Here is a 16,992-nt window from a genome sequence, read left to right as displayed (position 1 = left end):
ATCTCGCCGCCCGTCCGGAGGACGGGCCAAATGACACGGCCCCTGCGGAGCGGGGGCCGTAAACACCGCTTTACTCTTTTCCGGTGACGCTGACTGCCCCACCACGGTTGCTCTTCGTGCACGCCCACCCGGACGACGAGAGTCTCTGGACCGGCGGCACCATCGCGCGCTACTCCTCTGCCGGCGCGCACGTCACGGTCGTCACCTGCACGCTGGGAGAAGAGGGCGAGATCATCCCGCCCGCGCTGGCGCATCTGGCCGCCGACGCCGCAGACCAGCTGGGCGGGTACCGCGTGGGCGAGCTGAGATCGGCCTGCGCCGCCCTCGGCGTGACGGACCACAGGTTCCTCGGCGGCATCGGCCGCTGGCGCGACTCCGGCATGGTCGACGTGCCGTCCAACGCGAAGGCGCGCGCGTTCGTCCAGGGGGCGCTCGAAGACCAGACCGCCCAACTGGTCGAGATCCTGCGCGAGGTCAAGCCTCAGGTCGTCGTGAGCTACGACGCGTTCGGCGGCTACGGCCACCCCGACCACATCCGCGCGCACGAGATCACGGTCGCCGCGTGCGCCCAGGTCTCCGACGTCGAGCGGCTCTTCTACGCGGTGACGTCCCGCGACGCCACGAAGGCCGGTGTGGCCGCGCTGGAGAACGTCCCCGAGGCGTTCCGGCTGCCCGAGCCCGGCGAGCTCCCGGTGACGCCGGATGAAGAGATCACAACGGTTGTCGACGTGTCGGAGCACCTGACGGCCAAGCGCCGCGCGTTGCGTGCACACTCGACGCAGGTCAGTGTGTGGGACAGCGGGTACGCGTTGTCGAACGACATCGCGCAGCCGCTGGTCGGTGCCGAGTACTACGTGCTCGCGAAGGGCTCACCGGAGGGTGCGGCCGCGGATCTTTTCGGAGGACTGGGTGACCGATAGTGCGGTGACCACAATCGCCACCGGGTTGTTCTGGCGCTCAGCAGGGCACCTCGTGGCCCCACCCCCGCGCCCCCATATGCCCGATATGAGGACGCGGGGGTGGGACCACGATGCACCCGTCTGACCACCAGAACAACGCGGCGACGGTTGGTGGTCACCGCACTGGCTGGCGAGTCGTCTTTTTGCTGCTTCTGTGCGTCGAGGCAGCGGCACTCGCCGTGCTGGAAACGATGTTCCTGCCCCTGCGCTTCGACGGCACGCTGCTGCCGAGGCTGGGGGACTGGCCGTTCCCGATCACCATCGTGGTGGCCGCCGTCACGACGCCGTTGCTGGTGTCGTGGGCGGCCTCGCTGTCCGAACGGGTCTTCACCGCCGCACTGCCGCTGATCGTGTGGTTCGGGACGCTGATGGTGTTCGGCTACTTCGAGCCCGGGTACGCCGCGGGCAGCCCCGTCCTGCTGTTGCAGGACTGGCGCGGGCTGTTGTTGCTCGCGGGCGGTGCGCTGACGGGCGCGGTGGCCGTGGGGGCCGTGATGGCGCGCAACGCGGCCAACCGGCCGGGCCTCTACGAGACCGCCGGGATCCAGTAGCGGTAGCGGTGGTGCTCGGTGCAGCCGAGTTCCTCGTACAGCCGGATCGCCGGCTCGTTGTGCTCGGCGACCTGGAGCACGCACGTCGTGGCGCCCTGGGCGAGTCCCCAGCCCGCCAGCTCACCCATGAGCCGCCGTGCGAGGCCCTGGCGGCGGTGTGACGGCCGCACGGCCAGCCGGGCGACGTGGAGCAGGTCCTCGACGACGGCGCCCCGCACAGCCGCGATCACGACCCCGTCCTCGGTGATCGAGGCGAAGCAGACGTTCCCGCCGCTGCCGAGGACGTGCCGCTGGGCGGCGGAGACCTCGGATCCGGCCGTGAGCTCCCACCATCCGGGAAGATCGCGACTCTCGGCGACGCCGTCGGCGAACTTCTCCAGCGGACCGGTCATCACCAGCGACTCGGCCCCGCCGGGGTGATCCAGATCGACGATCCAGCCCGCCGCGCCGATCTCGGGTTCCGGCGGTGAGCCCTTGATCACGTGGGCCGTGGGTTTGATGCCGTGCTCGCGGGCGAACCCTTGAACGGCCCTCAACGCGTCCGGAATCGGCATGCCGGGATCACCGCAGGTCAGCGCGCTGTTGGCGCGGCCGGTGAAGCCGTCGGCAGCGCGCATCAACCAGTCTCCAAGCGGAACTTCTGCCAGGACGGGCCATGCTCGCGCGCAGAGTGATTCCAGGTGATCCACGGTGTGCACACGTCCATCCTGACTATGTTGGCGAGGGAGTTTCCGGTCAGGAGTTGTGACGTGGCACACCGCACAGCTAAGGCAAGCCTGACCGGGTGATACTCGAACGTGCCGCGTACTCTCCGGCTTGCGCGGTGTGACCGATGAAGTTGGAGAGCGCAGTGACTTATGTGATCGCCCAGCCGTGCGTGGACCTGCTCGACAAGGCCTGCATCGAAGAGTGCCCTGTCGACTGCATCTACGAAGGCGACCGGATGCTCTACATCCACCCCGACGAGTGTGTGGACTGTGGCGCGTGCGAACCCGTGTGCCCGGTGGAAGCCATCTACTACGAGGACGACGTCCCCGATGAGTGGAAGGACTACACCAAGGCGAACGTCGACTTCTTCAACGAGCTCGGCTCGCCCGGTGGCGCGTCGAAGGTCGGCAAGGTCAGCGCCGACCCGGAGTTCGTGAAGGTCCTCGCGCCGCAGGCCGAGGGGCATTGATCATCAACCGCAGGGGCCCGGCGCTGCCGGACTTCCCGTGGGACCTGTTGGCAGACCACGCCGCCAAGGCGCGCAAGCACCCCGGCGGCGTGGTCGACCTGTCGGTCGGCACCCCTGTCGACCCGGTTCCCGCGGTGATCCAGTCCGCGTTGTCGTCGGTCGCCGACATCCCCGGCTACCCGACCACCCACGGCACCCCTGAGCTGCGCGCGGCCTTCGTCGCCGCGGTGGAGCGCCGGTACGGGATCGTCGGGCTCTCCGAGGCGGCGGTGCTGCCCACGATCGGCTCCAAGGAGCTCGTGGCGTGGCTGCCCACCCTGCTCGGCGTCGGGCCGGGTGACGTCGTCGCGGTGCCCGCCGTCGCGTACCCCACCTACGAGGTGGGCGCGCTGATGGCGGGGGCCGAGGTCGTGCGCCTGGCCGACGGGGAACTGCCGCCCGCCGGCACGAAGCTGGTGTGGCTGAACTCGCCGTCGAACCCGACCGGCCGCGTGCTGTCGGCCGAGCAGCTGCGTGACGCCGTCGCCGCGGCTCGCGCGGTCGGTGCGATCGTGGCGTCGGACGAGTGCTACCTCGCGCTGCCGTGGGACTCCTCGCCGGTGTCGGTGCTGCATCCGTCCGTTGTGGACTCCTTCGACGGGGTGCTCGCCGTGCACTCGCTGTCGAAGTCCTCGTCGCTCGCGGGCTACCGGGCCGGGTTCGTCACCGGCGACCCGGAGCTGATCGCGGGTCTGCTGGAACTGCGCAAGCACGCCGGCATGATCGTGCCGCGGCCGGTGCAGGAGGCCATGCGGGTCGCTCTCGAAGACGACGCGCACGTGGCCGAGCAGCGGTCCCGGTACCTGGCCCGGCGTGAGGTGCTCAAGCCCGCGCTGGAGGCGGCCGGGTTCACCGTGTCGCACTCCGAGGCCGGGCTCTACCTGTGGTCGTCGCGCGGTGAGGACGCCTGGGAGACGATCTCCTGGCTGGCCGACCGCGGCATCCTGGCGGCCCCCGGCACGTTCTACGGACCGGCCGGCGAGAAGCACGTGCGGATCGCGCTCACGGCCACCGACGAGCGGGTCGCCGCGGCTGCGGAACGCCTCAAGGCTTGAGAGCCGACCAGACCCTGCGGGTGAACTGGTTGGGCGGCACCGCGTCCGTGGTCAGACGCACGCTGGTGCTGATCTCCTCGCCGCTCAGGCCGAGGCCCAGCACGAGGTGCCAGTGCAGGTCCCAGAGGTCGGAGAACGAGTCCAGTTCCACGTCGGCGTCCGCGCTGACGTGGAGCACCGCCGGTTCCGCGACCCGCACGACGCGTTCGACCGCCCGCACGTCCCGCGTGTTGGTGCGGAAGCTGAACGCCAGGTCGACCGTCTCGCTGTCGAGCCCGTACGTCGCGTACGAGTGGCATCTGTGGTGCGGCAACGACAACGGCTGGTTCGTCTCCAGGTAGAGGTCGCCCTCGAACCGCAGCGTCGGCGAGTGCTGGCTCAGCGTCGCGCGGGCGCTGACGAACTCCCAGCCGGGCATGTCCAGCTTGGGCACCAGCAGTTCCAGCACCTCGCTGCGGCGCGCGGACCTGGTGCGTTCACCTGAGCGCCACGGGATTTCCCTGCTGTAGGGCTCTTTCTTCGTGACGAACACGTACGGCGCGTTGTCGGTCTGCAGGCTCAGCACGACGACCGTGCGGCCTCGCGCCCAGTCGAACGCGACGGTGGTCAGACCCGGTGCCACGCCGTCGAAGTGGCTCTCGACCCGAGGCCACCAGCTCGACAGCTCCTCGGCCAGCGCGCCTTTGACGTACCGGCCCTTCTCGTCGACGCCGACGATCCACATGGCCTCCGACCCGCGTGCGGCGTTGCACAGCGCGGCGATCTGGCGCGCGGCCTTGCCGTGGTCGATCGGCCACTGCGTCTTGAACTCCACGAAGGAGTCCTCGGACTGCGCCCCCTCCAGGGCACGCTCGATCGCGGCGCGAGCGTTCAACTCAAGTCGCTGTTTCAGCACGTGCACCTCCTAGAGTTGGCAAGGGCCCAGTCTGCCTTCGCAGACCGGGCCCCAGACACCGAGTTTCGCGTTCCCTCAGTCGTTCGCGTGCAACGCGGCGTTGAGCTCGACTCCGGTGCCCTTCCGGGGCTTCACCTTCACCGTGCCGGTCACCGAGTCCCGGATGAACAGCAAGTTCGATTGTCCGCTCAAAGTGACCGCCTTGACGACCTCGCCGTCCGGCGCCGTCACCTTCGTGCCCGCGGTGATGTAGAGGCCGGCCTCGATCACGCAGTCGTCGCCGAGCGAGATGCCCAGGCCGGCGTTCGCACCCAGCAGGCAGCGCTCGCCGATGCTGATGACCTGCTTGCCGCCGCCGGACAGGGTGCCCATGATCGACGCGCCGCCGCCGACGTCCGAGCCGTCGCCGACCACGACGCCGCCGGAGATGCGGCCCTCGACCATCGAGCTGCCGAGCGTGCCGGCGTTGAAGTTGACGAAGCCCTCGTGCATGACCGTGGTGCCGGCCGCGAGGTGGGCGCCGAGGCGGACCCGGTCCGCGTCGCCGATGCGGACACCGGACGGGACGACGTAGTCGACCATGCGCGGGAACTTGTCGACGCTGAAGACCGTCACGGGGCCGCGCAGGCGCAGGCGGGTGCGGGTCTGCTCGAAGCCGTCGACCGCGCACGGGCCGTGGTTCGTCCACACGACGTTCGTCAGCAGGCCGAACATGCCGTCGAGGTTCGCGCCGTGCGGCTTGATCAGGCGGTGGCTGAGCAGGTGCAGGCGCAGCCAGATGTCGTAGGTGTTCTCCGGGGCGGCGTCCAGGTCGATGACGACCTTGACGCCGACGACCTCGATACCGCGCTCCAGGTCCTCGCCGAGCAGCTTCGCGGCGGCTTCGCCGAGCGCTTCCGCGATCTCGGCGGACGACACGCGGACGGTGCCCAGGTCCGCCGTGCCGCCGAGGGCAGGGGAGGGGTACCAGGTGTCGAGGACGGTGCCGTCCGGGGTCACAGTGGCCAAGCCGATGCCGTATGCGGTGCTCACGGCTACCGAGCTTAGTCCGGTGCGCACACTCCGCCGCAGCTCGTGCGGCCGAGCCCGGCTGGTCAGTCGGGCACTTCCGCCGAGAAGTACAGCGAGCCCAGGTCGCCCCGAGTCGCGATGAGGGCCTCGTTGCACTTCGACTGCCGTGCGTCGGTGCTGGACACGTTGTCGACGCGCACCTCACCGCACCGGTGCGCCTCGAAGTCGCCGACCGCGGTCATCAGGCGTGGCAGCACCTCGCTGACGTCCTGCTGGACGGACTTGCCCTGCAGGGAGCCGTCCAGCCGCCGGGTCATGGTGCTGACCTCGTCGACCCACGCGGCGCAGTCCGCGGGGGTGAAGCTGTGCTGTGAGCCGCACGGGGCGGTGAACAGCGCCCGGATCTCGCCGCACTGCCGGTCGCACGCGGCAGGAGCCTCGCCGCAGCCGGTCGCCGGCAGCAGCAGGGAGATGACCAGGAGTGTTCGCTTGATCACGCACGGCACGGTATCGGCTGAACGGCCTAGTGCCCAAGCCGCCTGGGTAGGGTGAGCCGCGTGTCCGACACCCTTGATCTGTTCGCCGACCCGATCGACCTGACGACCTCGCTGGTGGATGTGCGCAGCGTGTCCGGGGAGGAGGCGGAGATCGCGGACCTCGTGGAGCGGTCGCTGCGACTCCACGCGCCCCACCTGGAGATCACCCGATCAGGGAACTCGGTGCTGGCCCGCACGAACGCCGGTAAACAACGCCGGGTGGTGCTCGCCGGGCACCTGGACACCGTGCCGATCAACCAGAACTTCCCGAGCCGCCGCGAGGGCGAGATCCTGCACGGCTGCGGCACCGTCGACATGAAGGGCGGCGACGCGGTCATGCTCGCGATCGCGGCCCTGAGCGAGAACGCCCGCCACGACCTCACGTTCGTCTTCTACGACTGCGAGGAGATCGAGGCCGAGCGCAACGGGCTCACCAGGATCCAGCGCGAACTCCAGGACTGGCTGATGGGCGACCTCGCGATCGTGTGCGAGCCGTCCAACGGCACGGTCGAGGCCGGCTGCCAGGGCACGATGCGCATCGAGATCAGGACCACCGGCAAGCGCGCCCACACCGCCAGGGCGTGGATGGGCCGCAACGCCATCCACGGCCTGGGCGAGGCGCTGCGCAGGCTGGAGGCCTACGAGCCGCGCCGTCCCGAGATCGACGGCTGCCACTACCACGAGGGCCTGCAGGCCGTGAGGATCAGCGGCGGCGTCGCGGGCAACGTCGTGCCGGACGAGGCCGTGCTCACGGTCAACCACCGGTTCGCGCCCGACCGCACGGTGGAGCAGGCCGAACAGCACCTGCGCGAGGTCTTCGAGGGCTTCGACGTCACCGTCACGGACCAGGCCGCCGGCGCGCTGCCGGGCCTCAACGCCCCCGCCGCTCAGGAGCTCATCCAGGCCGCCGGTGGCACGCCGGTCGCCAAGCTGGGATGGACGGACGTGGCGCGGTTCGCGGCGCTGGGCATGCCCGCGGTCAACTTCGGGCCGGGCGATCCGACGCTCGCGCACACCCAGGAGGAGAACGTGCCGGTCCAGCAGATCACCGGGTGTTTCGACGTGCTTAAGCGTTTTTTGCTGGACTGATCACTAAGATCTCAGTGATGACGGAAGAAAAGAACGGTGCCGTGGACGAGCACCCCGCAGAGAAGCGGCGCGGTCCCGTGCTGCTGCGACGTGACCGCAACGACGAGCTCACGACCACCGATCAGCGCCTGCTGGACTCCCGCGGGCCGACGGACTGGGTGCACACCGACCCGTGGCGGGTGCTGCGGATCCAGGCGGAGTTCGTCGAGGGTTTCGGCGCGCTGGCCGAGGTGCCGAGCGCCGTGACGGTCTTCGGATCCGCGCGCACCGGCCGTGACCACCCGGAGTACCAGACCGGGCGTGACCTGGGCAAAGCACTGGCCGAGGCCGGGTTCGCGGCGATCACCGGTGGTGGCCCCGGTGCCATGGAGGCGGTCAACCGCGGTTGTTCGGAGGCCGGTGGCTTCTCGATCGGGCTCGGCATCGAGCTTCCGTTCGAGCAGGGCCTCAACCCGTGGGTCGACCTCGGCGTGAACTTCCGCTACTTCTTCGTGCGCAAGACGATGTTCATCAAGTACTCGCAGGCGTTCATCTGCCTGCCGGGTGGTTTCGGCACGCTCGACGAACTGTTCGAGGCGCTGACCCTGGTGCAGACGAAGAAGGTCACGAAGTTCCCGGTCGTCCTGTTCGGAACCGAGTACTGGCAGGGCCTCTACGACTGGATCCAGAACTCGGTGCTCCCCGGTGGCAAGGTCGGCGAGAAGGACCTCGCGCTGCTGCACCTCACCGACGACATCGACGACGCGGTGAACGTGGTCAAGGACGCGCACAAGGCATGGGCGGACGCACACTGATGTATGTCGCTGTCTACTGCGGAAGTCTCGCGACCGTCCCGCGGAGCTACATCGACCTCGCCGCCGAGGTGGGGCGCCAGATCGCGGCACGCGGCTGGCACCTCGTCTGGGGCGGCGGGCAGACGTCGATGATGGGCGCGGTCGCGCGGGAGGCCCGCGCGGGCGGCTCGCACACCTACGGCGTGATCCCGAAGGGCCTCGCCACCAGGGAGATCGCCGACCGCGAGTCGACCGAGCTGCACGTCGTCGACACCATGCGCGAGCGCAAGAAGATGATGGACGACAAGGCGGACGCGTTCCTGACGCTGCCGGGTGGCATCGGCACCGCCGAGGAGTTCTTCGAGGTGTGGACGGCCGGCGTGCTGGGCATGCACGGCAAGCCCGTCGTGCTGCTCGACGTCGACAACCACTACAAGGGACTCGTGGAGTGGCTGATGGAGTTGCGGGACAAGGGTTTCGTCTCGCACGCCGCGTTGCAGTCGCTGATCGTCACGGACGACGTGTCAGTCGCTCTTGACGCCTGCGTCGTCTAGTCCCTTGGCCTGAGCCAGGATCTGGGTCTCCGGCAGGAGATCCGGCAGCGGGCGGTACGGCGTCGCCGTCACCTCGAACCGCTTGCCGGACACCACCCTGCCCTGCCAGGAGCCCGCGATCTCGCCGTCCACCAGCACGGCGCCGCGCCGGCCCAGGATGCGGAAGATGTCCTTCTGCGCGGCCTTGTCCGGCAGCAGCAGGTCGCGGTCACGGGCCTGGAGGTACGGGTCGGTCGGCGGCAGCAGGCGCACCTCCGGCGGTTCGGCGTCGACGATCTCCAGGTCCTCCGGCAGCCACGCCTTCTCGCCCTCGACGGTCACCTCGACCAGGCCGTCCTTCGGCCACCGCTTCCTCACCTCGCGCGTCGACGTGCCGAAGTAACTGGCCACTTCGGACGGTCCGGCGGGACCGTGCAGCGTCAGGTACCGGTGCACCAGCTCGTCGAATCCCGCGGTCCTGCGCGGCACGCCCGGCCAGCCGTGGATGCGTTCGAACGTCACGGTCTTCTCCTCCGGGATGATCCGGAGACCCGCGGGCAGTGCGCCGAGCCGGAAGATCGGGTCGCTGACGTGCTCGGTCTGGCAACCCCGGCACGGTTCGATCGTCTGCTTGGGCGCCAACGGGGTCAGCGCCTTGCTCACCTCGCCCTTGGTCATCGGCTTCGTGACGATCGACCTCATCGCGGTGGCGATGTGCCGCAGTGACGCCACCATGTCGTCCACCTTCGGACGTGCGGCGCGGGCACGGGCGTCGGCATCGCTCCACGGCCACAGCGCGCGGGAGAACGCCTTCAGCTCACCGGCCCGGTGCAGGTGGGGAGCACCGCGGACGGACCAGGTGAGGGTGAACTCCTCGGTCGACGGTGCGCTCAGGCGCGCGGCGAGACTCAGCAGGGCCGAGCCGGAGGTGTTGTCCTGGATGCCCAGTGACAGCACCGCCAGCTCGGCCGCGTCAGAGATCCGCCGGTCCAGTTCGTGCTGATGGATCCGGTGGAGGAGCACCTGCTGCCGGGTGAGGTCCACCCGGACATTCTTACGCCTTCGGAACCGTGAGGCTCGACGGTCCGAAGGTGACGGTTGAGCCGCGAGTTGACTCCGTCAGATAACGCGGGTCCACCGTGTCGATCACGAGCGCCAGCCGGTTGCCCGAGTCGACGTTCCACACCGTCGGCTCCAGCTCCACGTCGAGCGTCTGCGTGCGGCCCGCGCCGGTCACCTTGACCGGTTTGTGCGTGATCAGCGCGCCCAGGCCCAGCGGTCCCACCTCGTACAGGTACGCGAACAACGTCGTCGTCTCCGCACTCGGGGTGACCTGGAGCCTGAGCTTCGGCGTGCCGGCCACCGTCGCCCCGCGGGGATACGAGGGCCCGCTCCACACGCCCGCGACGTTGCGGTCGACGAACGGCAGCGACACCCCGGTCGGGATGTTCAGGAACCCTTGCAGCGCACCGGAGAGCAGGATCGTGCCGCTGTCGGCCACCGTGCCCCAGCCCGCGGCGATCCGCTTGCCGTCGAGCTGCACGGTGTCCACGTTGCCGTTCGGCCAGGCGCCGAACGTCCTCCACGCGCCGCCGTTGTTGGGCTTGAGCCGCACCGGCTGTTCGGCGTCGATGCCGTTGGCCGTGCCCTTGACGTAGCGGTCGAACCAGCGGCCGACCGACTCCCAGATCTCGTTGGGCAGCCCCGCCGCGCCGAACAGCTCGGCGGTGGCGTGGTCACCCGGCGAGAGCATGAGCCGCTTCGGGCCGGTCAGCTTGCCGTAGAAGTCCGTGATCTGGCCCGGCGCGAAGATGCCGTCGTTCCAGGCGTTGCCGAGCAGCACCGCCGTGCCGTTGGCGTTGATCTGGGCGATCTTCGAGGCGGCCGAGCGTTCCGCGGAGATCGGCACGACCTCCCAGAACCGGCCGTCGCGGTAGGCGTCCTCGGCTTCGACGAGGACGGGGCCAGGCCGTCCGGTGGCCTTGCCCGCCGCCAGCAGGACCTCGACGGCCTGCTTGTTCACGGTGTTGTTGGGGTAGAGCGAACGGGCTAGGTCGGTCCACGTGCTCAGCGCCGCCGCGGCCTTGATGCGCTTGTCGTTCGCCGCGGCCAGCAGGGACTGGCCGGCGCCGTAGGAGATCCCGGCCGCGCCGACCTTGGTGCCGTCGGCGTGCGCGTTGGCGATGGCCCAGTCGATGACCTTGCTGACGTCACCGACGGTGTCAGGGCCGGCGACGTCGATCGTGCCGGCCGAGTCCCAGAAGCCGCGGCTGGTGTAGCTCACCACGACGTACCCGGACTGCTTGGCGAGCTTGGCCGCCGCGCCGACGTACTCGATGTTGGGGACCGCCCAGCTGGACGGCATGACGAGCAACGGGAAAGGGCCGTTGCCCTGTCCGGTCGGTTCGACGACGAGGGCCTTCAGCACGGTGCCGCCGACGCCGGGGATCGACCGGTACGAGATCTGGTGTCCAGGGGCCGCCGTGGCGGCGACGGGAGCACCGAGCAGGGTTGAGAGGAGTACCAGGACTAAAACAAGTGATCGTCGCACTCTGGTCCTCCTTGACCATGACGTAGATCACACAGGGTTTGTTACTGCGGAGTAAACCAGGTGGCTACTCATGAGTAGCAAGGAGCTGTGAGCCAGCTCACTGTCTACGCTGGGTGGTGTGAACCGATTCCGCGTCACTGAGCTGCCGAAAGACCGTGTGCTGGTCGTTGCGCATCTGACCAGCGCGGACGCCCTGGCGCAGGCCGTCAGCGACGGCGCCGACGTCGTCGAGTTCGACGGCGATCTGGAGCTGCCGTCACTGCCCGAAACGTTGGATGTGGTGACGATCCCAGCGGGGGACGAGGACTTCACGCTCGCGGCTGCCACAGTGGCTGCGATGTCCGGAGCACGCGCGGTTCGTGCTTCCGACGTACGGCAGGCGAGGAAGGTCGTGGAGATGGTCGCGAGCGTGACGGGCACCCGTCCGCCGGTCCGGGCGATGCGGGCGCTCGCCTGATGCTGCCCTCCGTCGAAGCCTGGTTCGCCTCGCACACCTGGCAGCAGCCCACCTGGACACCGGACGAACTGGTCGCCTTGAAGCGCGGCCGGACCGTGTCGGTGGTGCTGCCCGCGCTGAACGAGGAGGAGACCGTCGGGGACGTGGTCTCCGTGGTCAAGCCGTTGCTCGGGACCCTGGTCGACGAGCTTGTGGTGATGGACTCCGGGTCGACCGACCGAACCGTGGAGGTCGCTTCCGCCGCCGGGGCACGGGTGGTGCTGCGCGAGGACGTCGTGCCGTGGCTTGAGCCGTTGCCCGGCAAGGGTGAGGTGCTGTGGCGGTCGCTGGCCGCGACCACCGGGGACCTGATCGTCTTCCTGGACTCCGACCTGGTGGATCCCGAGACCGCGTTCGTCACGGCGTTGCTCGGGCCGTTGCTGCTGGACTCCGGCGTGCACCTGGTGAAGGGGTTCTACCGGCGGCCGTTGCGGCTGGAGAGCAGCGGGGGCGGGCGGGTCACCGAGCTGGTGGCGCGGCCGTTGCTGAACACGTTGCGGCCGGAGCTCTCCGGTGTGGTGCAACCGCTCGGCGGCGAGTACGCGGCCACCCGGTCCTTTTTGGAGTCCGTTCCCTTCGCGGCCGGGTACGGCGTGGAGATCGGGTTGCTGCTCGACGTGCACCGGGTGCACGGGCTTTCCGCGCTGGCGCAGGTGAATCTCGGTGTGCGCAAGCACCGGAACCGGTCATTGCTGCAGCTCGGCGCGATGTCGTCGCAGATCATGGGGACGGCGCTGGCCCGGTGCGGAGTGTCCGCGGAGTCCGGGCCGTTGACGCAGTTCGTGCAGGTCGGTGGCGAGTGGCTACCCGACTCGACCGACGTGCTCGTGGCTGATCGGCCCCCGATGACGCACGTGATCGAAAAGGGCTAGCTGCTCGGTCCGGTGGGTGACGACCAGGGCGGTGCCCTGGCAGTGGTCGAGGACCTTGCTCAGCACGCGGTCCGCCTGCTCCGGGTCGAGGCCTTCCGTCGGCTCGTCCAGGAGCAGGACCTCGGGGTTCGCCAGCACCGATCTGGTGAGGATCAGGCGCTGGCGCTGGCCGCCGGAGATCTCCTCGCCGCGTTCGCCGACGACCTGGTCCCAGTCGAGGTCCAGTTCGGTGATCTCGGCCGCCCTGTCCAGTTCCTCCTGGGTGGCATCGGGTTTGGCCAGCAGGACGTTGGTGCGGACCGTGGTGTGGAAGACGTGCGCGTCGGCCAGTGCGCCTTTGCTCGGTTCGAGACGGTGGGCGAGGGCGTTGAGCAACGTGGTCTTGCCCGCGCCGCTCGGGCCGACGATCGCGGTTCTTCCTTGCAGGTCAGGGGTTTCTGTCGAGCAGGCCGGTTCGGGCTCGTCGGTGGGTTCCTGGCTGGGCCTGGTCAGTGCCGCGAGCGGGACGGTGATCTCGAACGTGGCGATGGCGGCCATGATCAGCCAGGCCGGTTCGTGCTGGGCGAGCATGAGCAGGGCCGCGCCGAACTGGACGGCGATCGCCAGCGGGGTCAGATCTCGCGTGCGTTCCTTGCGGGACAGCTCTTTCGCGGTCCTGGTGGCGGCGTGAAGTCTCTCGTCGAACAGGCCGTAGGCGATCAGTTCTTCTTTGCTGTGGACCAGTTCGGTGGTTTGTTCGGTCAGCTTGGCGCGCAACGGCGTGAGGTCCTGCGGGGTGCGGATCGCGAGCCACGGGAGCAGGGCCAGGTTGATCAGCAGGCCGGCGATCAGCGGCAGCGAGAAGCCCGACGCGACCGTGACGACGGCGCCGACCAGGGCCGCGGTGATCCACGGCAGGGTGGTGCGGAGCTTGGCGTCGAGCCGCTGGTCGACGTTCGTGACGATGCGGGTCAGCGCCGTGCCGGACGGGATGTGCCGGCGGTGCGCGAGGTCGTCGTAGACCCGCCCGCGCAGCTCGACGGCCTCGCTGAGCACGGTCTTGTGGCTGGCCAGGCGTTCGAGGTAGCGCAGGGCGCCCTTGGCCAGCGCGAGGGTGCGGACCGCGACGATCGCCACGGTCAGCGCCTGCATCGGCGGGTGCTCGGCGGCCCGCATGATCAGCCAGGTCGCCGTGGCGGTGAGGCCGACGCCGGCCAGTTCGGCGAGCGTTCCGACGAGGATTGCGAGCTTCACACCGTTACCACCCTGTCGACCTCGTTGAGCAGTGTCGGGCGGTGCGCCACGATCACCGCCGTCCTGCCTTGCGTGAAGTCGCGCGTTGCCTTGAGCACCAGTGCTTCCGTCTCCGCGTCGAGGTGCGCGGTCGGTTCGTCCAGCAGGAACAACGCGGCCTGGCGCCGGTCCAGAGCGTTGGCCAGTGCTACCCGCTGCTGCTCACCGGACGAGAGGTTCGCCGGGACGAGCGTGGGCCGTTGCGGCACCCATGACAGGGCTTCCAGCCACTTCCTGTGGTCGATCTCCTGCAGATCAACGCCGCCGACGAGCACCCTGCCATCGTCGGGCCGCACGAAACCCAGCAACAGCCCCAGAATCGTGCTCTTGCCCGCACCGCTCGGGCCGACCAGCGCGATCCGTTCGCCGGGCTGGACGCGCAGCGAGAAGTTCCTGAGGCTGCGGACGCTCACGTTCTCGAACACGATCTCGGCCTGGGCGAGATCCGGCGGCGCCTGGCCCGTGGTCTCGGTCCGGGCCGGCACCTTGGCGAGCACCTCCCGGCCCTGAGCACTGGCGTGGTACTGCGCGCCTGCGGCTCTGAGCGGCAGAAACGCCTCCGGGGCAAGGAAGAGCACGAGGAGCGCGGTGTACAGCGGCACGCCGCCGTCCAGCAGCCTCAGGCCGACCGGCACGGCGACCATCGCCACCGACATCGTGGCGACCAGTTCCAGCACGAACGCCGACAGGAACGCGACGCGGAGCGCCGACATCGTCTCGGTCATGTGCTGCGCGGCCAGTCTGCGGACCGTCGTGGACTGCGCCTCGGCCCGCCCGAACGCCCGCAGCGTGCCGATTCCCTTGACCACGTCGAGGAAGTGGCCGCCGAGAGTGGCCAGCGCGTCCCATTGGCGGGCCGTTCGTTCACGGGTGTGGGCGCCGACCAGCGCACCGAAGATCGGGATCAACGGCAGCGTCGCGAGGATCGTCAGGGCCGCGGTGAGGTCGGCGAACGCCAGTCTGATCACCACCGCGAGCGGCACGGCCACGGCCAGGATCTGTTGTGGCAGATACCCGACGACGTACGGCGTCACGTCGTGCACGCCGCGCGTGACCAGCGTGGCGACCTCGCCGGCCTTGGTGCCGGGCGACCGCAGGAACGCCTCCCGCAGACGTGCGCGAGTCCGTTCGGCGGCCCTATGAGCCCACTCGCGGTGCCCCCACCACACCAGCACCCGCAGCCCGATGACCAAGCACAGCAGGAGAAGTCCCGTTCCGCCGCTCAGCACCGACGCCAGGAGTTCCGCCTGGGCCAGCACCAGGAACGGGATCGGGATCAGCGCGAGGAGATGGCGACGATCGACCATTGCACCAACACCACCAGCGGGATGATCGGGATCGCGACCCACGCGAGCAGGCCGAGCGTGTCGTTGTGCGCCATGAGTCCGGTGACGTCGATCGAGCTGAACGCGAGCGGGATCGGCAGCGCGCACAGCAGCGCGGTGACCGGGAACACCTTCCAGCGCCGGGCCTGGAACACCCAGCCGTGCACCGCGAACAACACCGGCATGACGAACGCGACGGGCCACGGCGCGTGCAGCAGATGCGCCAGGAACAGTCCCCAGCCCACGGACACCATCAGCGCGCCCATGAACACCAGCCACCACCACAACCGCAGCTGCACGGCCGCCATGAACAGCACCAGCCCGGCCAGGACCAGCGTGAACGTGCTGTGCGCGCCGGAGAGCAGTTCGCCTTCGAGCCGAGGGAACGCTGCGAACAGCACCCCGATCGCGGCGACCAGCCACACCTCGTTGCCGAGGAAGAACGGGTTCATGCGTTGCAGAGCGATCTCACGCCTGCGGAACGGCAGCAGAAGACCTGTGCCGTAGTCGAAACCGGCCAACGCGAAGTAGCCGACGGTCAGCGTGCCGAGCACGACGAGCCAGAGCGTTTCCATCAGAGGGTCACCACCAGCGGCGAGACGGGAGCGGGCGTCACGTCCGGACCCCGGCGGACCGCACGTGCGATCAACGCCCAGTCGGTGACGGCCAGCACGACGAACAGGGACGTGAAGACGATGAGCGACAACAGGATCTGTGAAGCGTCCACATGCGACACCGCGTCCTCGGTCCGCAGCAGCCCGTAGATCAGCCACGGCTGCCGTCCGATCTCGCGGAACAGCCACCCGAAGATGGCCGCCACGAACGGCAGCGGAATGCCGATCACCATGAGGTACAACGGAAAGCGCATCCGGATCACGGCGTCTTTGATCAGCAACGGCAACGTGAGCCAGCTGACCATCGTCAGCGTCATCCCGATGATGATCATGAACCCGAGCGGTGCGCCGATCCACGGCGCCGCCTCGGTCTTGTGCGGCTGGTACTGCGCGATGACCGGGAACTGCGCGAACCCGGCCCCGATCAGCGACGGCGTGGCCAGTGCGGTCGTGACCACGCCCAGCCGCAGCGACCGCCGGAAGAAGTCGACCTCGGGCGTCCTCTTGATGAAGTGGTAGGCCGAGATCCCGGTCATGAACACGCCGCCGACCGTGATGGACGCGAAGATCACGTGCATCAACGCCGAGGTGAACGTGGGGTTCGAGAGCAGCGCGCTGAAGTCGTCCAGCCGCAGCACGTTCCCGTCGACCCGGTAGCCGACGGGGTGCTGGAGGAACCCGTTCGCCGCCATGATCCAGAACGCCGACGCGAACGCGGTCAGCGCCGTCAGGTACAGCAACGACAGGTGCACCCAGCGATTGAGCCTGCCCCAGCCGAAGATCCACAGCCCGAGGAACGTCGACTCCAGGAAGAACGCGATCAGCGTCTCCATCGCGAGCGGCGCGCCGAACACGTCGCCGGCGTAGGTCGCGAGGCCCGACCAGTTCAGCCCGAACTGGAACTCCATCACGATGCCGGTGACGATCCCCAGCGCGTAGTTGATCACGTAGATCCGGCCCCAGAACCGCGTCATCCGCTCGTGCACGGGCGCGCCGGTGATCGTGAACCTCGTCTGCATGATCACCAGCAGGGTGACCAGACCCAGTGTGAGCAGCACGAACAGGAAGTGGAACGAGGTCGTCAACGCGAACTGGAGGCGGGCGAGGTCTACTGCGCTCATAGGTGGGGACGCTATGTGTAGCTCCGCTACTTATGAAGGCTCGAAGGCGCATTTCAGGGGGATCTCAGGGCTGACCCTGAGCGCGGATTTCAGGGACCGCTTTCAGGGCTGGATCAGTAGACT

The 16,992-nt window shown here is 69.0% G+C and carries 19 protein-coding genes; 9 read left to right on the top strand and 10 right to left on the bottom strand.

The features are described 5' to 3' along the window. Window positions 1-83 precede the first annotated feature (83 nt). Both mshB and BM417_RS32545 read left to right on the top strand, forming a co-directional pair. The gene (gene mshB / locus BM417_RS32550; RefSeq protein WP_093602473.1) at window positions 84-920 is read left to right on the top strand and encodes an N-acetyl-1-D-myo-inositol-2-amino-2-deoxy-alpha-D-glucopyranoside deacetylase; all 837 of its coding nucleotides are present in this window, start codon (window positions 84-86) and stop codon (window positions 918-920) included. 110 nt (window positions 921-1,030) lie between these two features. Continuing rightward, on the top strand, window positions 1,031-1,510 hold the full coding sequence (locus tag BM417_RS32545; protein ID WP_093602471.1) for a hypothetical protein: 480 nt from the start codon (window positions 1,031-1,033) through the stop codon (window positions 1,508-1,510). Here the strand turns inward: BM417_RS32545 and BM417_RS32540 are convergent. Further along, entirely contained in the window at window positions 1,486-2,208 is a 723-nt protein-coding gene (locus BM417_RS32540; RefSeq protein ID WP_245822302.1) for a GNAT family N-acetyltransferase, read from the bottom strand. The two genes, BM417_RS32545 and BM417_RS32540, sit on opposite strands and share 25 nt — an antisense overlap. A gap of 152 nt (window positions 2,209-2,360) precedes the next feature. Between BM417_RS32540 and fdxA the strand changes: the two genes are divergently transcribed. Continuing rightward, on the top strand, window positions 2,361-2,687 hold the full coding sequence (gene fdxA, locus BM417_RS32535; protein ID WP_030480843.1) for a ferredoxin: 327 nt from the start codon (window positions 2,361-2,363) through the stop codon (window positions 2,685-2,687). Between the two features lie 2 nt (window positions 2,688-2,689). Continuing rightward, window positions 2,690-3,781, top strand: coding sequence for a succinyldiaminopimelate transaminase (gene dapC / locus BM417_RS32530; RefSeq protein WP_218164641.1), 1,092 nt, complete (start codon window positions 2,690-2,692; stop codon window positions 3,779-3,781). Here dapC and BM417_RS32525 read toward each other — a convergent pair. The 3 genes from BM417_RS32525 to BM417_RS32515 form a co-directional block, all read right to left on the bottom strand. Continuing rightward, window positions 3,771-4,676 (bottom strand): hypothetical protein, encoded by a 906-nt coding sequence (locus BM417_RS32525; protein WP_143138889.1) that lies wholly within the window; start codon window positions 4,674-4,676, stop codon window positions 3,771-3,773. The two genes, dapC and BM417_RS32525, sit on opposite strands and share 11 nt — an antisense overlap. A gap of 75 nt (window positions 4,677-4,751) precedes the next feature. After that, complete coding sequence (dapD, locus tag BM417_RS32520) at window positions 4,752-5,708, bottom strand: 2,3,4,5-tetrahydropyridine-2,6-dicarboxylate N-succinyltransferase (protein ID WP_245822301.1); 957 nt, start codon at window positions 5,706-5,708, stop codon at window positions 4,752-4,754. 62 nt (window positions 5,709-5,770) lie between these two features. Beyond that, window positions 5,771-6,184: a hypothetical protein gene (locus BM417_RS32515; RefSeq protein WP_143138888.1), complete on the bottom strand. Its 414-nt coding sequence runs from the start codon at window positions 6,182-6,184 to the stop codon at window positions 5,771-5,773. A 60-nt stretch (window positions 6,185-6,244) separates the two neighbouring features. Between BM417_RS32515 and dapE the strand changes: the two genes are divergently transcribed. From dapE to BM417_RS32500, 3 genes are read left to right on the top strand one after another with little or no spacing between them, the layout of a single operon-like run. After that, window positions 6,245-7,312 (top strand): succinyl-diaminopimelate desuccinylase, encoded by a 1,068-nt coding sequence (dapE, locus tag BM417_RS32510; protein ID WP_093602781.1) that lies wholly within the window; start codon window positions 6,245-6,247, stop codon window positions 7,310-7,312. Between the two features lie 17 nt (window positions 7,313-7,329). Next, a complete protein-coding gene (locus BM417_RS32505; RefSeq protein ID WP_093602459.1) occupies window positions 7,330-8,106 on the top strand; it encodes an LOG family protein in 777 nt (258 codons plus the stop codon). Next, on the top strand, window positions 8,088-8,639 hold the full coding sequence (locus BM417_RS32500; protein WP_093602457.1) for an LOG family protein: 552 nt from the start codon (window positions 8,088-8,090) through the stop codon (window positions 8,637-8,639). The genes BM417_RS32505 and BM417_RS32500 overlap by 19 nt, the downstream gene beginning before the upstream one ends. Here the strand turns inward: BM417_RS32500 and BM417_RS32495 are convergent. Then, entirely contained in the window at window positions 8,610-9,662 is a 1,053-nt protein-coding gene (locus BM417_RS32495; protein WP_093602455.1) for a winged helix DNA-binding domain-containing protein, read from the bottom strand. The two genes, BM417_RS32500 and BM417_RS32495, sit on opposite strands and share 30 nt — an antisense overlap. Window positions 9,663-9,672: 10 nt before the next feature. After that, entirely contained in the window at window positions 9,673-11,169 is a 1,497-nt protein-coding gene (locus tag BM417_RS32490; protein ID WP_093602453.1) for a CocE/NonD family hydrolase, read from the bottom strand. Between the two features lie 118 nt (window positions 11,170-11,287). Here BM417_RS32490 and BM417_RS32485 point away from each other — a divergent pair, with 118 nt between their 5' ends. Beyond that, the gene (locus tag BM417_RS32485) at window positions 11,288-11,626 is read left to right on the top strand and encodes a hypothetical protein (protein WP_093602451.1); all 339 of its coding nucleotides are present in this window, start codon (window positions 11,288-11,290) and stop codon (window positions 11,624-11,626) included. Continuing rightward, window positions 11,626-12,537, top strand: a complete 912-nt coding sequence (locus BM417_RS32480; protein WP_093602449.1) for a glucosyl-3-phosphoglycerate synthase — start codon at window positions 11,626-11,628, stop codon at window positions 12,535-12,537. The genes BM417_RS32485 and BM417_RS32480 overlap by 1 nt, the downstream gene beginning before the upstream one ends. On the opposite strand, the gene BM417_RS32475 is transcribed toward BM417_RS32480, so the two are convergent. From BM417_RS32475 to BM417_RS32460, 4 genes are read right to left on the bottom strand one after another with little or no spacing between them, the layout of a single operon-like run. Continuing rightward, window positions 12,469-13,770, bottom strand: a complete 1,302-nt coding sequence (locus BM417_RS32475; RefSeq protein ID WP_245822300.1) for an amino acid ABC transporter ATP-binding/permease protein — start codon at window positions 13,768-13,770, stop codon at window positions 12,469-12,471. The genes BM417_RS32480 and BM417_RS32475 overlap by 69 nt on opposite strands. Continuing rightward, window positions 13,767-15,116, bottom strand: coding sequence for an ABC transporter ATP-binding protein/permease (locus BM417_RS32470; RefSeq protein WP_093602447.1), 1,350 nt, complete (start codon window positions 15,114-15,116; stop codon window positions 13,767-13,769). The genes BM417_RS32475 and BM417_RS32470 overlap by 4 nt, the downstream gene beginning before the upstream one ends. Beyond that, on the bottom strand, window positions 15,086-15,709 hold the full coding sequence (locus BM417_RS32465; protein WP_093602445.1) for a cytochrome d ubiquinol oxidase subunit II: 624 nt from the start codon (window positions 15,707-15,709) through the stop codon (window positions 15,086-15,088). The genes BM417_RS32470 and BM417_RS32465 overlap by 31 nt, the downstream gene beginning before the upstream one ends. Then, window positions 15,709-16,869, bottom strand: coding sequence for a cytochrome ubiquinol oxidase subunit I (locus tag BM417_RS32460; RefSeq protein ID WP_093602443.1), 1,161 nt, complete (start codon window positions 16,867-16,869; stop codon window positions 15,709-15,711). The genes BM417_RS32465 and BM417_RS32460 overlap by 1 nt, the downstream gene beginning before the upstream one ends. Window positions 16,870-16,992: the final 123 nt, after the last annotated feature.

The sequence above is a fragment of the Lentzea waywayandensis genome, assembly GCF_900115955.1.
In the GTDB taxonomy this organism is placed as follows: Bacteria; Actinomycetota; Actinomycetes; order Mycobacteriales; family Pseudonocardiaceae; genus Lentzea; species Lentzea waywayandensis.
This window is presented reverse-complemented; position numbering and strand designations above follow the sequence as displayed.

Bases quoted from the DNA above. Each gene is read 5' to 3' on its own strand.
- BM417_RS32505 (WP_093602459.1), top strand. From the start codon at position 7,330: ATGACGGAAGAAAAGAACGGTGCCGTGGACGAGCACCCCGCAGAGAAG.
- BM417_RS32470 (WP_093602447.1), bottom strand. From the start codon at position 15,116: ATGGTCGATCGTCGCCATCTCCTCGCGCTGATCCCGATCCCGTTCCTG.
- BM417_RS32465 (WP_093602445.1), bottom strand. From the start codon at position 15,709: ATGGAAACGCTCTGGCTCGTCGTGCTCGGCACGCTGACCGTCGGCTAC.
- BM417_RS32460 (WP_093602443.1), bottom strand. From the start codon at position 16,869: ATGAGCGCAGTAGACCTCGCCCGCCTCCAGTTCGCGTTGACGACCTCG.
- BM417_RS32480 (WP_093602449.1), top strand. From the start codon at position 11,626: ATGCTGCCCTCCGTCGAAGCCTGGTTCGCCTCGCACACCTGGCAGCAG.
- BM417_RS32545 (WP_093602471.1), top strand. From the start codon at position 1,031: ATGCACCCGTCTGACCACCAGAACAACGCGGCGACGGTTGGTGGTCAC.
- BM417_RS32500 (WP_093602457.1), top strand. From the start codon at position 8,088: ATGGGCGGACGCACACTGATGTATGTCGCTGTCTACTGCGGAAGTCTC.